Genomic DNA, 13,044 nt, shown 5'->3' on the forward strand with positions numbered 1-13,044 from the left:
CCATGTCATTGATGAAGACATCAGCGCTGTAGCCTACCGGAGAACGATCAAAAAGTGAAATATCCGTAATGTATTGTTTGCTTACAAAACAAGATCTTATGCCGCAAGCGCGCCACGGTTCAGCTGCGCCCATTGTAGCAGCATGATGGTTTTGGCATCGCAGATCTCGCCGGTGGCAATCATCGCGACCGCTTCGTCAAAGGGAATATCGAGAACCTCGATATCCTCGCCCTCATGCGCCAGGCCGCCGCCATCACCGGCCTTTTCCTCCACGTCGATCAGCCCGACGAAGAAGCTGGTTCGCTCCGTCAATGAACCGGGGCTCATATAGGCATCGAACAGATGCCTGGCCGCATCGACGTGATATCCCGTTTCCTCCAATGCTTCGCGGCAGATGGCCACCTCCGGCGTATCGTCGTCGAGCAGGCCCGCCGGCGCTTCGATCAGATAGGCGGGATCGCCCTGCAGCAGCACCGGCACGCGCAACTGCCGAACGAATACGACGCTCTGACGCCTGGGATCGAACAGCAGGATGGTCGCGGCGCGGCCGTGATCATGCACTTCACGCTTCAGTGTCGCCGTCCCCCCATCGGACATGTCCTGCTCGAGCGTGACTTCCTCCAGATGAATGAAACCGTCCGACAGCGTGCGCCGGTCGATGATCCTCACACGTGGATCGTTGTGTTTCGTCATGGCGGGATCCTTGATCGGGAGAGAAGATGTGCGGTCGCGCTTGACCGTCAATGGATATGTTCCGATGGCGCGCAGCTTTCGCGCTCCATCTGCAACGTCGTGTGGTGCAGATCGAACTCGTCGCGCAGGCGCTGCTCGATCGCACGCCGCACCGTCTCGCCGTCGGCATCCTCGGCCAGAACGATATGTGCGGTCAGAGACGGCTGGCTCTGGGTAATCGCCCAGAGGTGCAGATCATGCACCGAAGCAACATCCGGCACGGTGGTGATCGCTGCATGCACATCCGCCAGGCGCATGCCCGGTGGCACGCCTTCCAGGAGAATGTTGACGCACGCCTTCAAGAGCACCCAGGTGCGCGGGAAAACCATGAAGCCGATTCCAACGGCGAGCAACGAATCAACCCACTGCCAGCCGGTGAACCAGATGATCGCCGCACCCGCTATCACCGCCACCGAACCGAGCATGTCCGACCAGACCTCGAGATAGGCACCCCTGACGTTGAGGCTCTCTTCCTTGTGGCTGGTCAGAAGCCGCATCGAAATCAGGTTGACCACGAGGCCGACGACGGCGATCAGCAGCATGCCGCCGGACTGGATCTCCTGCGGCAGCGACAGGCGCTGCCAGGCCTCGTAAAGAATGTAGAAGGCGACGGCGAGCAGCAGCAAGGCGTTGAAGGCCGCCGCGAGAATCTCGAAGCGGGCATATCCATAGGTGCGCAGCAGATCGGAAGGCCGGCGGCCGACATGGATGGCAACCAGCGCGATCGCAAGAGCGGCCGCGTCGGTCAGCATGTGCATCGCATCCGAGATCAGCGCCAGGCTGCCGGTCAGAATGCCGCCGACGACCTCGGCCAGCATGAAGCCGCCCGTAAGCCCGAGCGCACCCCAGAGGCGCGAGACCGGCGTGTTGCTGACATCCGCATGTTGATGGTCGCCGCTCATCGATGCATCCCGTGGCTAGGGGGCGGGTCGGACCCAGACCCTGTTGTCGTGGAAGGCCGCGCCACCATAGGGTGCAACAGCATCGGCACCGGTCAGCACGTTGATGCCCTCGCCGTCGAGATGGGCGCCGTTCGGCCACAAGCCTTCGGCGATCACCACACCGCGGCGCGCGCCGCCACCGACTGTGACATGCAGGCGCACCTCGCCGCGTTGATTGCCGAGCTTGACGATGTCACCGTCGCCGACGCCGAGCGACGCGGCATCATCCGCATGCATCATCACGAGCGGGCGGACTTCCTTCTGGATCGAAGACGGGGTCTCGGCGAAGGTCGAGTTGAGGAAGGAGCGGGCCGGCGATGTGGCCAGACGAAAGGGATGGTCCGCGTCCGCAACCTCGATCAGGTCGACATGGTCAGGGAATTCCGGCAGCGCCGCATGCGGCCCCTGCAAGCCCATAGATTTGGGCGGGCGGTTCGGCGCCGGTGTGCCGGTCCAGTCCGCCTTGAAGCGGAACTTGCCGTCGGGATGGCCAAAGCCTTTGAGGTAATGCGCGTCCTCGAACGCTGGCTGACAGTCGAGCCATTTCTCGCGCTTCATCTCTTCGTAGCCGATGCCGTAGTTGGCGAGCAGCAGGTCGATATGCTGGCGCTCGGACAAGCCGAAGCCGGCATGATCTGCCACGCCGAGGCGCCTGGCCAGTTCCTCGATGACAAAAAGATTGGTGCGCACGGTCGATGGCGGCTCCACCACCTTCGGCCCGATAAGGATATGCTGGTGGCCGCCACCGCGATAAAGGTCGTCATGTTCCAGGAACATCGTCGCCGGCAGCACGATATCGGCGAGCTGCGCCGTGTCGGTCATGAACTGCTCGTGCACCGCGACAAAGAGGTCGTCGCGCAGGAAGCCGCGTTTCACCAGCCGTTGTTCAGGCGCGACATTCACCGGATTGGTGTTCTGGATCAGCATCGCCGTCACCGGGCCGCCATGGCGCAGCGCCTCGGCATCGCCGGTCAGCACCCGGCCGATCTGCGACTGGTCGAGCATGCGCACATCAGGGTCATGAAACGCTGTCCCGATGAGCTCGCGCTTGTCGAGCTTGAAGATGTCATTGTTGGAATGAAACGCGCCGCCGCCTTCATGCTTCCACGAACTGAGCACCGTGGCGACGGAGGCGGCCGCGTGGATCGCCACCGAGCCGTTGCGCTGGCGAGTGAAGCCGTAGCCGAGGCGGAAGAACGTTTTCGGCGTCGTGCCGACGAGTCTGGCGAACGCCTCGATCTCCTCGACGGAAAGACCTGTGATCGCCGATGCCCATTCGGGCGTGCGCGATCCCAGATGTGCTTCGAGCCCGGCCGGATCGTCAGCAAATTCCGCCATGTAGGGACGGTCGGCGTAACCGTCGCGGAAAGCGACATGCATCACCGCGCAGGCAAGTGCGGCGTCCGTTCCCGGTTTCAGCACCAGGCCCATGTCGGCCTGCTTGACCGTGGGATTGTCATAGATGTCGATGACGACGATCTTGGCACCGCGTTCCTTGCGGGCCTTGATCGCATGGGTCATGACGTTGACCTGGGTGGCAACCGCATTCGTCCCCCAGATCACCACGCAGTCGGATTTCGCCATCTCACGCGGATCGGGACCACGCAACGACCCGGTCGCCATCGAAAAACCGGTCCAGGCCATGTTGGTGCAGATCGAGCCGAAGAAGCCGGAATAGCGCTTGGCGTGGCGGAGGCGGTCAATGGAATCGCGCTGCACCTGGCCCATGGTGCCGGCGTAGAAATAGGGCCAGATGGCCTCGGCCCCATGCTTCTGCTCGGCCTTGACGAATTGGTCGGCGATTTCGTCAAGAGCCGCCTCCCAGGAAATCTCCTGCCAGTTGCCACCGCCCTTTGGCCCGACGCGACGCTGTGGCACCATCAGCCTGTCGGGATGATAGATGCGCTCGGAATAGCGCGCGACCTTGGCGCAGATGACGCCAGCGGTATATGTGTTGGCGGCGGCGCCGCGCACGCGTCCGATCCGGCCTTCGGCGGTCAGATCCACTTCCAGTGCGCAAGCCGAGGGACAGTCGTGCGGACAGACGGAGTGGCCGATCGACTTTTCTGCTTTGATGGGGGTCGCAACGTTCATGGCTTTTCTATATGGCATCGACAATCGGGCTCAAAGAGCCAAACGCCCATCCATCGAAACAATTGATAACAGCCATCGGCGGCCCTCATGAACTATCGGCATATCTACCACGCGGGCAATTTCGCCGATGTTCTCAAGCATGCGGTGCTGGCCCGGCTCGTGACCTATCTCCAGCAGAAAGAGAAGGCGTTCCGGGTCCTCGATACCCACGCGGGCATCGGCCTCTATGATCTGTCGAGCGAAGAGGCTCAAAAAACCGGTGAATGGCGCGACGGTATCGGCCGGCTGCTCGAGGGCGACCTTCCGGCACCGATCGCCGCAATCCTCGAACCTTACCTCGCCACCGTTCGCGAGCTGAACCCCGGTTCGGAGCTGACGCGTTATCCCGGCTCTCCGAAGCTGGTCCGCATGCTCTTTCGCCCTCAGGACCGTCTGTCGGCGATGGAGTTGCACCCGGATGACTATGAAACGCTGCACCGGCTCTTCGACGGCGACTTCCAGAGCCGCGTCACCGAGCTTGATGGCTGGTTGGCGCTTGGCGCTCACCTGCCACCAAAAGAAAAGCGCGGGCTGATCCTCGTCGACCCTCCCTTCGAGATCGAGGGCGAATACGAGCGGCTGGCCGACGGCCTCGCCAAGGGCTATCGCCGGTTTGCCGGCGGCACCTTCTGCCTGTGGTATCCCCTGAAAAAAAATGCGCCGATCAAGGCTTTCCATGAGGCGCTCAAGGCGCTCGAAATCCCGAAGATGCTCTGCGCCGAGCTCTCGGTGCGCAGCGACCGCGACACCACCGGATTGTCGGGTTCGGGCCTGATTATCGTCAACCCGCCCTTTACGCTGAAGGGCGAACTCGACGTGCTGTTGCCCTTCCTGAAAACCCGGCTCGGACAGGACCGTTTTGCGTCATCGCGCTGCTTCTGGCTGCGTGGAGAAGAAGCAGCAACCCGGGCCCTTGACTGAAAGGCTCAGAAAGCCGCAATCTTGCGAGACGATCCAGGGAGACGCCCATGACTCGCAAGTTCGCTGCAACGCTTCTGGCCTCGCTTTCCATCGCCGCCGCGACGGCGCCCGCCGCCACGGCGGCCGACTATCTCGGGACTTACCGCGACCAGCCGACGTCCTATAGCGCAGGCGTCTGTGGCGACGCCTCGGTTCTCGGTTTCATCACCTCGCGGTTCGAGTACAGGGCTGCGAACTATCTGCACGCCAATCTCTCGATTGCCGAGATTCGCAACATGGGCCAGAACCGGCTTGAGCTGCGGGATTACACGCACCGCGTCGAGCGCGAATACTGCCGCGCAACAGCCGTCATGACCGACGGAGAACAGCGGTCGCTCTATTACCTTATCGAGCGCAACTGGGGCTTTGCCGGTATCGGCCGCAGCATCGAATTCTGCGTCGGCGGGCTTGATCCCTGGTACGTCTACGGCGCCCATTGCGCTTCGCTTCGCTGATCATGCCAACGCATTGCCGACAGCGCCGGCTCCTGCCGGCGCTTTTCTTTGCGCTGGCACTTGCGGGCTGCAGCGACGACAGCGCGCAGAAGAAGCCACCGGCACAAGCTCCGGACAAAGCAAAAGCCGATGCTGTCATCCCTGTTGGCCAGGGCTTTGATTTCTATGTTCTCTCACTCTCCTGGTCGCCAACATGGTGCGACGACAACGACCCGTCCGGCAAAACCGGTCAATGCAAGATAGGCAGCAATCGCGGGCTGATCGTGCATGGGCTGTGGCCGCAGAACGACCGAGGCTACCCCGATTTCTGCCCGACGCGGCAATCGGATCGCGTACCGGAGACACTTGGCCGCCAGTATCTCGACCTTATCCCGTCCATGGGGCTGATCGGGCACCAATGGCGCAAGCATGGCACCTGCTCTGGCCTCAGCCAGCAGGACTATTTCGCCGTCACCCGGGCGGCGCGTGAGCGCGTCGTATTGCCGGAGGAACTCAGTACACCGCGTCGGGAAAATTCGCTTTCCGTCAGCGCGATAGAGGCGGGCTTCGTGGCCAGAAATCCCGGCATGACGACCAACGCGGTCGCTGTTACCTGCGAGGGCAAGCGGCTGGAGGAAATCAGGATCTGCTTCGACAAGGGGCTGAATTTCCGCCCCTGCCCGGAAGTCGATCGCCAGGCCTGCCGAAGGGACACCGTTATCCTGCCGCCGGCATCCTAAAGTATGTCGCGCAAAAGTGTGCCGCGGTTTTGCGATAGCGACATGCGTAAAGACAAAAACTTAAAGCGCCCCAAGCGGATCTGAAAGATCGCTACGCGCTTTACGTCGATGCCGGGGGCACCATACGGGGCCTGCTATTTTGAAACAGCGCCTGGCCTTCCGTTTTTCGATACGGGAGCCATGCGCGAAAGGGAAAGATGCTCGATGAAAATACTCTACTCGCCCACGTCCCCCTACTCCAACAAGGTCCGCATGGCTGCGCATTATGCCGGATTTGCGGTGGAGAGCGCCCTGACCGACACCAATGCCAACTCGCCTGAGCTTATCGGCAGCAATCCGCTCGGCAAGATTCCGACGCTGATCACCGGCGACGGCAAATCGATCTACGACAGCCGTGCGATCATGAACTTCATTGACCGGGAAACGAAGGGCAAGCTCTACCCGAAGAATGGCGGGAAACGCACCGAAGTCGACATTCTCGAGGCGCTGTGTGACGGCATCTGTGACTGCCTGCTGGCCATCGTCTACGAGAAGCGCATCCACCCGCCGGAAAAGGTCCATCAGCCCTGGATCGACATGCAGTGGACCAAGGTCGAACGCGGCCTCGACCACCTGAACGAAAACCTGCCCAAGACGGGAGCCAAGCTGCATGCCGGGCATTTCGCGCTCGCGGCATTGCTTCGCTACGTCGAGCTGCGCTTCAGCGGAGAATGGCAGCGGGGACGCGCCAAGCTGAAGAACTGGCCGAGCAAATTCGAGAAGCACTTTCCTGAATATTCCAAATTCAAGGCATAAAAAAAGGCCGGGTCTCCCCGGCCTTTTCCTTGATCGGGCAGAAGCCGATCAGAACTTGACGCCCATACCGACGCGGACGCTGTGCTCGTCGTAACCCGACGATACGTTGGTACCGCCAACGTTGAAGTCCTTCGAGCCGTAGTCGGTGTAACGGTATTCGACGCGTGCGGTGATGTTGTCGGTGACAAAGGTTTCGGCACCAGCACCGGCCGTCCAGCCGACCATGGTGTTCTTGTCCGAGCCAGCCGAGCTCGACGCCTTGGTCTGGCCAACGGCGAGACCTGCCGTACCGTAGAGCAGAACCGGGTTCAGATCGACACCGACGCGAGCGCGCAGCGAGCCGTTGACGCCCTGCTTCATGCGCAGGTCACCGCTGGTGGAGTCCTGACCGGAGTAACCGACGTCAGCTTCACCGCCGTATACGATCTGGCCGCTCTGCATGTTGTAACCGCCGTAGAGACCGCCACCGAAACCAGCTGCGGTGTTGTTGCCGGTCGCATCGGCCTGACCATGGTGCCAATCAGCGGTACCACCGACATAGGCGCCCGACCAGTTCTTGGCTGCCGGCTCGGTGTACTCGGCTGCCGGAGCTGCCGGAACTTCGTCGATCGCGTCTGCAGCCTGGGCGGCCTGGAAGGCGATGAGGGTTACGGCCGAAGCCATGAGGGTGGTGATGAGCGTACGCATAAATATTCTCCTTTACGAACCGATGCCCCAAGGGTTGGGATCCCTCAATGAAACATCGGACAACTTTCAATTAACCCGCCCGGTTGAGCTGAAATTGGCCAGCAAATGAGGATTCACAAGAGCCAAAATGTGAAATTTTAGTGGCACAATCACGTCCAAAATTTGATGTTGCTTTCACGCCACAGGGATTTTATTAACCATCTTTCAAGATTAACGAAAGCTATACTATATAACTTCAAAATAATACAATTTACGCGAATTCCATTAATTTTTGCGAAATGATTGATCAGGGAGAGTTTCAGGGCGGCGTTTCTTGCCTATATCTTCGTCCGCTGGCACGAAGATTCGAAAAGCGGGATGAAACGTTGAAGAAAGCACTGAAGGTGGCACTCGTAACAGGTGGCGCCAAACGGATCGGCAAGGCTATAGTTGAAGACCTCGCGGCGCACGGCTTCGCGGTCGCTATCCACGCGAACGGCTCGCTCGATGAGGCCGAGGCACTTGCGGCCTCACTGTCGAAAGAAGACGTCGGCGCCGTTGCAGTGAAGGCAGATCTTACGGACACCCAGGAAACGTCCGCGCTGATGGCGCAGGTCAACGGGGCGCTCGGACCGATCGACCTGATCGTCAACAATGCCTCGTTGTTCAAGAAGGACAGCCTCGATGCTTTCGACGAAAAGGTATGGGATCGGCATTTCGCCTTGCATGTGAAAGCCCCGTCCCTGCTCACGCGTGACTTTGCCCGCCAGCTGCCGCGCGGCGTCTCCGGCCTCGTTGTTAATGTGATTGACCAGCGCGTCTGGTCTCCAAACCCGCGCTTTTATTCCTATATGTTGTCGAAGTCCGCTTTGTGGACGGCAACACAAACGATGGCTCAGGCACTCGCGCCGGATATCCGCGTCAACGGCATCGGCCCAGGGCCGACCTTGCCGAACGAGCGACAGGATCCGCGCGATTTCCAGGCACAGGTCGATGCGCTGATTCTCAGGCGCGGTCCGGCGCTTGGCGAATTCGGGCGGACGATCCGCTTCCTGTTCGACACGCCGTCGATTACCGGGCAGATGATCGCACTGGACGGCGGCCAGCACCTCGCCTGGGAAACGCCTGACATCAGGGAGATAGTGGAATGAACGGACGCGTGCCGGCCGACGGCGGCATCCTCTATGACGGCAATGAAGCCGAAGACGACGACGACCTGATCGAGGTCGCCGAAGGCGCGCCCGCGGCTCCGGCCATCGAATGGGCGGAAAACCGCAATGAGGTCGAAGGCCTCAAGGGCGCCGAACTCATCCAGGCTTTCGTCAAGCGGCTCCCGAACGGCCCCGGTGTCTATCGCATGTTCAACGAGGACGGCGACGTCCTTTATGTGGGCAAGGCACGCAGCCTGAAAAAGCGCGTCGGCAACTACGCGCAAGGGCGTGGTCACTCCAACCGCATTTCGCGGATGATTCGCGAGACCGCGAACATGGAATTCGTCACCACCCGCACGGAGATCGAGGCGCTTCTGCTCGAAGCCAACCTGATCAAGCGACTTCGGCCGCGCTTCAACGTGCTTCTGCGCGACGACAAATCCTTTCCTTACATCCTTGTCACAGGCGACAGCCGTGCACCGGCCCTTTACAAACACCGCGGCGCGCGCAGCCGAAAGGGCGACTATTTCGGACCCTTCGCCTCGGCGGGCGCCGTCGGTCGCACGATCAACTCGCTGCAGCGCGCCTTCCTGTTGCGGACCTGCACCGACAGCGTCTTCGAAACGCGCACGCGTCCCTGTCTTCTGCACCAGATCAAGCGCTGCGCGGCGCCCTGTACGGGCGAAATCAGCAACGAGGGCTATGCCGAACTGGTGTCCGAGGCGAAGGACTTCCTGTCCGGCAAGAGCCAGGCGGTGAAGGCGACGATTGCGGCGGCGATGGGCGAGGCCTCGGAAAACCTCGACTTCGAGCGTGCCGCCCTTTATCGCGACCGGCTCGCCGCCCTCAGCCACGTGCAGAGCCACCAGGGCATCAACCCGGCCGGCGTCGAAGAGGCTGATGTCTTCGCAATCCACCACGAAGGCGGTACCTCCTGCATCCAGGTGTTCTTCTTCCGCACCGGGCAGAACTGGGGCAACCGCGCCTATTTCCCGAAGGCCGATCCGTCGTTGCCGACGGCAGAAGTACTTTCGGCCTTTCTCGCCCAGTTCTACGACGACAAGCCCTGTCCACGGCAGATCCTCTTGTGCGAGGCGGTCGAGGAACAGGAACTGCTCGGGCAAGCGCTCAGCGAGAAGTCCGGCTACAAGGTGGCGATCCAGGTGCCGCAGCGTGGCGAGAAAAAGGATCTTGTCGATCATGCGCTTGCCAACGCTCGCGAGGCCCATGGCCGCAAGCTGGCGGAAACGGCCTCGCAATCGCGGTTGCTCGACGGTTTTGCCGAGACGTTCAAGCTCGAACGGGCGCCGCGCCGAATCGAGATCTACGACAACTCGCATATCATGGGCACCAATGCCGTCGGCGGCATGGTGGTCGCCGGCCCGGAAGGCTTCGTCAAAGGCCAGTATCGCAAGTTCAACATCAAATCGACCGACATCACGCCCGGCGACGACTTCGGCATGATGCGGGAGGTGATGACCCGTCGCTTCTCACGCCTGCTGAAGGAAGAGGGCAAGCCGGACCGGACGGCGGAGATTACCGAGGATGCCGCCTTCCCCGCTTGGCCTGATGTCATCCTGATCGACGGCGGCCAGGGACAGATGACGGCCGTGCGCGCGATCCTGAAGGAACTCGATGTCGAGGATTGCGTGACGGCGATCGGTGTCGCCAAGGGCGTCGACCGCGATGCCGGGCGCGAGCGCTTCTTCGCGCTTGGGCGCGACAGCTTCACCCTGCCGCCACGCGATCCGGTGCTCTATTTCATCCAGCGGCTGCGGGACGAGGCGCACCGGTTCGCGATCGGCTCGCACCGCGCCCGACGCAAGAAGGAGATGGTGAAAAATCCGCTCGACGAGATCGCCGGCATCGGGCCGACGCGCAAGCGCGCATTGCTCACCCATTTCGGCACCGCCAAGGCCGTTTCACGCGCCGGCATGAACGACCTGATGGCGGTCAACGGGATTTCCGAGGCGGTCGCGCGGCTGGTCTACGAGCATTTCCACGAAGACGCGGCAAAATGACCTTTGCAGTGCCACACATCGCCAAAGATGCGCGGATGGCGCTGCAAAGGTTTAAGCTTGCTGCATAATCTTGCCGCTAAATCGATGCCGATTAAGGGAATTATGCAGTGGCAGTTCACCCGACGTTCAGGTGGGATGCGCCAATTATGACACCCTTCGCACAATGATTTGTTGACCTGAGGGCCGCAAAGTCATTCTGTACCTCCGAGGAAGACAGAGAACCCGAATCCATGCCCACGCCCGTCGCCTACAGCATCCCCAATCTGCTCACCTATTTCCGAATCCTGATCGTGCCGCTGATCGTGCTCTGCTTTTTCATCGAGGGCCGGCTGCACAGTTCGGATTTCGCGCGCTGGACGGCGGTCACTCTCTTTGCCATCGCCTCGATCACCGACTTCTTCGACGGCTATCTCGCCCGCATCTGGAAGCAGACGTCGAACATCGGCAAGATGCTCGACCCGATCGCCGACAAGCTGCTGGTGGCATCGATCCTGCTGCTCGTTGCCGCCGACGGTACGATTGCCGGCTGGTCGATCTGGGCCGCCATCATCATCCTGTGCCGCGAAATCCTCGTTTCGGGCCTGCGTGAATATCTGGCAGCGCTCAAGGTCAGCGTGCCGGTGACGCGCATCGCCAAGTGGAAGACGACGATCCAGATGGTGGCGATCGTCTTCCTGCTGGCCGGCCCCGCTGGCGACAAGATCCTGCCCTATACGACGGAGATTGGCATTGGCCTGCTGTGGATCGCCGCGGCGATCACGCTCTATAGCGGCTACGACTATTTCCGCGCCGGCCTCAAGCACGTGGTCAACGAATGAGCACCGTCAATCTCGTCTATTTCTCCTGGGTGCGCGAACGCATCGGCAAGGGTGAGGAAACGCTGGAGGTTCCGGCTGGTGTCGTCACCATTGCCGACCTGCTCGCCCACCTGAAGACGCTGGGAGAAGAATACGAGACGGCGCTCGAGCACCAGAATGTCATCCGCGCGGCGATCAACCAGGAACATGTCGAGCATGACGAACCGATCGCCGGCGCGCGCGAGATCGCCTTGTTCCCGCCGATGACCGGTGGCTGACACCATGGGCGCGCTCGTCACCGTGCGCGTTCAGCGCGAGGACTTCGACCTGTCGGCCGAGGTTTCCCGTCTTTCTTTCGACCGCCCCGAGATCGGGGCGGTCGTGACGTTTTCCGGCCTCTGCCGCGACGAAGCCGGCACGCTTGCCGCTCTCGAGCTCGAACACTATCCAGGGATGGCGGAGGCGGAAATCACCCGCATCTGTGAACTGGCGATCGAACGCTTCGGGCTGCAGGCGGCAACGGCGATCCATCGCTACGGCAAGATCAATCCTGGCGAGAACATCGTGCTCGTGGTCACCGCGTCGCCGCATCGCCAGGCGGCCTTCGACGGCGCCAACTTCATCATGGACTTCCTCAAGACCTCTGCTCCTTTCTGGAAAAAGGAACATCTTGCCGACGGCACGACCGGCGGCTGGGTCAGCGCCAAGGATGCCGATGACACGGCACGCGATCGCTGGAAGCGCTGACGCGCCCAACCCCGACATTACGGGATAGCTTTCTCCTGCCGCGTCACCGCAAGCACGATGATCAGGAAGCCGAAGATCGCAAAATCCCGCCAGAGCATCGGGCCGTAGGCACCCCATAGCGTTTCCAGAAGACCGATGGCTGCGGCGCCCAAGGCGGCGCAAAGCGGCGACGTCTGCCCGCCGATTGCCGCGATGAACAACACCTTGACCCCGAAGGTGAGCCCGGTGCCGAAATCCATGTTGCCATAATAGGACGCGGCCAGGATACCGCAGAAGGCGGCAGTCGATGCTGCCGCCCCATAGGCGACGATGTAGACACGGCCGGCGTCGATGCCGCAAAGGGCGGCGGCGCCACGATCCTCCGACACGGCTCGCCACGACCGGCCGGCGCGACTATGCGCCAGAAACCAGTGGCCGCCCGCTATCAGCGCCATCATCAACAGCGTGTTGAGCAACTGGATTACCGTCAGCGTCACCGGGAATTTCGGGTCGGACCAGAAGACGATGTTGCCGTTCAGAAACGGCGGAAGCCACAGGCTCCTGGTGTCCGAGGCCAGCCGCGCGGTCTCCATCAGCACCAGTAGACAGCCGAGCGAGGCGACGACGACGGTATTGGCGGACGAGAAGGCGAGCGGTCGCATCACGTAGCGCCCGGCGACAAGCCCTGCCCCGACGCCGAGCGTCAGGCCGGCGGCCGCCCCGACGCCAAGCGCTGCCGGCAGCACCAGCCACAGTTGGTTCCAGCCGAAATTGGCAAACAACACAAACATCTGCCCGGAGAAGGCAAAGAGCGCGCCATAGGTGAGATCGGCCCTGCGGGTCACGGCAAAGGCAATGGCATAGCCAAAGGCCAACGCGGCATAAAGCGCGGCGATCGGGACGGCATTGGCGATCTGCTGCAGGAAATAGAGCATGGCGCATCCGGAG

The 13,044-nt window shown here is 61.5% G+C and carries 14 protein-coding genes; 9 read left to right on the forward strand and 5 right to left on the reverse strand.

The features are described from left to right. Positions 1-96: 96 nt before the first annotated feature. From AC07UR_RS23280 to AC07UR_RS23290, 3 genes are read right to left on the reverse strand one after another with little or no spacing between them, the layout of a single operon-like run. Positions 97-693, reverse strand: coding sequence for an NUDIX domain-containing protein (locus AC07UR_RS23280; protein WP_209791199.1), 597 nt, complete (start codon positions 691-693; stop codon positions 97-99). A gap of 47 nt (positions 694-740) precedes the next feature. After that, a complete protein-coding gene (locus tag AC07UR_RS23285; RefSeq protein WP_209791198.1) occupies positions 741-1,634 on the reverse strand; it encodes a cation diffusion facilitator family transporter in 894 nt (297 codons plus the stop codon). A 15-nt stretch (positions 1,635-1,649) separates the two neighbouring features. Further along, a complete protein-coding gene (locus AC07UR_RS23290) occupies positions 1,650-3,785 on the reverse strand; it encodes a molybdopterin-containing oxidoreductase family protein (RefSeq protein ID WP_209791197.1) in 2,136 nt (711 codons plus the stop codon). Between the two features lie 69 nt (positions 3,786-3,854). Here AC07UR_RS23290 and AC07UR_RS23295 point away from each other — a divergent pair, with 69 nt between their 5' ends. The 4 genes from AC07UR_RS23295 to AC07UR_RS23310 all read left to right on the forward strand — a co-directional run bounded on the left by AC07UR_RS23295 (position 3,855) and on the right by AC07UR_RS23310 (position 6,735). Next, complete coding sequence (locus AC07UR_RS23295; RefSeq protein ID WP_209791196.1) at positions 3,855-4,727, forward strand: 23S rRNA (adenine(2030)-N(6))-methyltransferase RlmJ; 873 nt, start codon at positions 3,855-3,857, stop codon at positions 4,725-4,727. A gap of 47 nt (positions 4,728-4,774) precedes the next feature. Continuing rightward, entirely contained in the window at positions 4,775-5,221 is a 447-nt protein-coding gene (locus tag AC07UR_RS23300; protein WP_173419592.1) for a hypothetical protein, read from the forward strand. A 2-nt stretch (positions 5,222-5,223) separates the two neighbouring features. After that, positions 5,224-5,940, forward strand: coding sequence for a ribonuclease T2 family protein (locus tag AC07UR_RS23305; protein ID WP_209791195.1), 717 nt, complete (start codon positions 5,224-5,226; stop codon positions 5,938-5,940). Positions 5,941-6,144: 204 nt separating this feature from the next. Next, positions 6,145-6,735, forward strand: coding sequence for a glutathione S-transferase (locus AC07UR_RS23310; protein ID WP_209791194.1), 591 nt, complete (start codon positions 6,145-6,147; stop codon positions 6,733-6,735). A 48-nt stretch (positions 6,736-6,783) separates the two neighbouring features. On the opposite strand, the gene AC07UR_RS23315 is transcribed toward AC07UR_RS23310, so the two are convergent. Further along, positions 6,784-7,422 carry an outer membrane protein gene (locus tag AC07UR_RS23315; protein ID WP_209791193.1) on the reverse strand — a complete coding sequence of 213 codons (639 nt, stop codon included), beginning with the start codon at positions 7,420-7,422 and terminating at the stop codon, positions 6,784-6,786. Between the two features lie 365 nt (positions 7,423-7,787). Between AC07UR_RS23315 and AC07UR_RS23320 the strand changes: the two genes are divergently transcribed. From AC07UR_RS23320 to AC07UR_RS23340, 5 genes are all read left to right on the forward strand, one after another. Further along, entirely contained in the window at positions 7,788-8,552 is a 765-nt protein-coding gene (locus AC07UR_RS23320; protein WP_209791192.1) for an SDR family oxidoreductase, read from the forward strand. Then, positions 8,549-10,573 carry an excinuclease ABC subunit UvrC gene (uvrC, locus tag AC07UR_RS23325; RefSeq protein WP_209791191.1) on the forward strand — a complete coding sequence of 675 codons (2,025 nt, stop codon included), beginning with the start codon at positions 8,549-8,551 and terminating at the stop codon, positions 10,571-10,573. The genes AC07UR_RS23320 and uvrC overlap by 4 nt, the downstream gene beginning before the upstream one ends. Positions 10,574-10,803: 230 nt before the next feature. Next, complete coding sequence (pgsA, locus tag AC07UR_RS23330; protein WP_077498627.1) at positions 10,804-11,391, forward strand: CDP-diacylglycerol--glycerol-3-phosphate 3-phosphatidyltransferase; 588 nt, start codon at positions 10,804-10,806, stop codon at positions 11,389-11,391. Next, the gene (gene moaD, locus AC07UR_RS23335) at positions 11,388-11,648 is read left to right on the forward strand and encodes a molybdopterin converting factor subunit 1 (RefSeq protein ID WP_209791190.1); all 261 of its coding nucleotides are present in this window, start codon (positions 11,388-11,390) and stop codon (positions 11,646-11,648) included. Before pgsA ends, moaD begins: the two co-directional genes overlap by 4 nt. A gap of 4 nt (positions 11,649-11,652) precedes the next feature. After that, a complete protein-coding gene (locus AC07UR_RS23340) occupies positions 11,653-12,117 on the forward strand; it encodes a molybdenum cofactor biosynthesis protein MoaE (RefSeq protein WP_173420999.1) in 465 nt (154 codons plus the stop codon). 17 nt (positions 12,118-12,134) lie between these two features. Here the strand turns inward: AC07UR_RS23340 and AC07UR_RS23345 are convergent, their stop codons facing one another. Then, positions 12,135-13,031, reverse strand: a complete 897-nt coding sequence (locus AC07UR_RS23345) for a branched-chain amino acid ABC transporter permease (protein ID WP_209791189.1) — start codon at positions 13,029-13,031, stop codon at positions 12,135-12,137. Between the last annotated feature and the right edge of the window lie 13 nt (positions 13,032-13,044).

The organism is Ensifer sp. GW821-FHT05G01, assembly GCF_059419585.1.

Bases quoted from the DNA above. Each gene is read 5' to 3' on its own strand.
- AC07UR_RS23300 (WP_173419592.1), top strand. From the start codon at position 4,775: ATGACTCGCAAGTTCGCTGCAACGCTTCTGGCCTCGCTTTCCATCGCC.
- AC07UR_RS23305 (WP_209791195.1), top strand. From the start codon at position 5,224: ATGCCAACGCATTGCCGACAGCGCCGGCTCCTGCCGGCGCTTTTCTTT.
- moaD (WP_209791190.1), top strand. From the start codon at position 11,388: ATGAGCACCGTCAATCTCGTCTATTTCTCCTGGGTGCGCGAACGCATC.
- AC07UR_RS23310 (WP_209791194.1), top strand. From the start codon at position 6,145: ATGAAAATACTCTACTCGCCCACGTCCCCCTACTCCAACAAGGTCCGC.
- AC07UR_RS23285 (WP_209791198.1), bottom strand. From the start codon at position 1,634: ATGAGCGGCGACCATCAACATGCGGATGTCAGCAACACGCCGGTCTCG.
- AC07UR_RS23340 (WP_173420999.1), top strand. From the start codon at position 11,653: ATGGGCGCGCTCGTCACCGTGCGCGTTCAGCGCGAGGACTTCGACCTG.
- uvrC (WP_209791191.1), top strand. From the start codon at position 8,549: ATGAACGGACGCGTGCCGGCCGACGGCGGCATCCTCTATGACGGCAAT.
- AC07UR_RS23315 (WP_209791193.1), bottom strand. From the start codon at position 7,422: ATGCGTACGCTCATCACCACCCTCATGGCTTCGGCCGTAACCCTCATC.
- AC07UR_RS23280 (WP_209791199.1), bottom strand. From the start codon at position 693: ATGACGAAACACAACGATCCACGTGTGAGGATCATCGACCGGCGCACG.
- pgsA (WP_077498627.1), top strand. From the start codon at position 10,804: ATGCCCACGCCCGTCGCCTACAGCATCCCCAATCTGCTCACCTATTTC.
- AC07UR_RS23345 (WP_209791189.1), bottom strand. From the start codon at position 13,031: ATGCTCTATTTCCTGCAGCAGATCGCCAATGCCGTCCCGATCGCCGCG.
- AC07UR_RS23290 (WP_209791197.1), bottom strand. From the start codon at position 3,785: ATGCCATATAGAAAAGCCATGAACGTTGCGACCCCCATCAAAGCAGAA.
- AC07UR_RS23295 (WP_209791196.1), top strand. From the start codon at position 3,855: ATGAACTATCGGCATATCTACCACGCGGGCAATTTCGCCGATGTTCTC.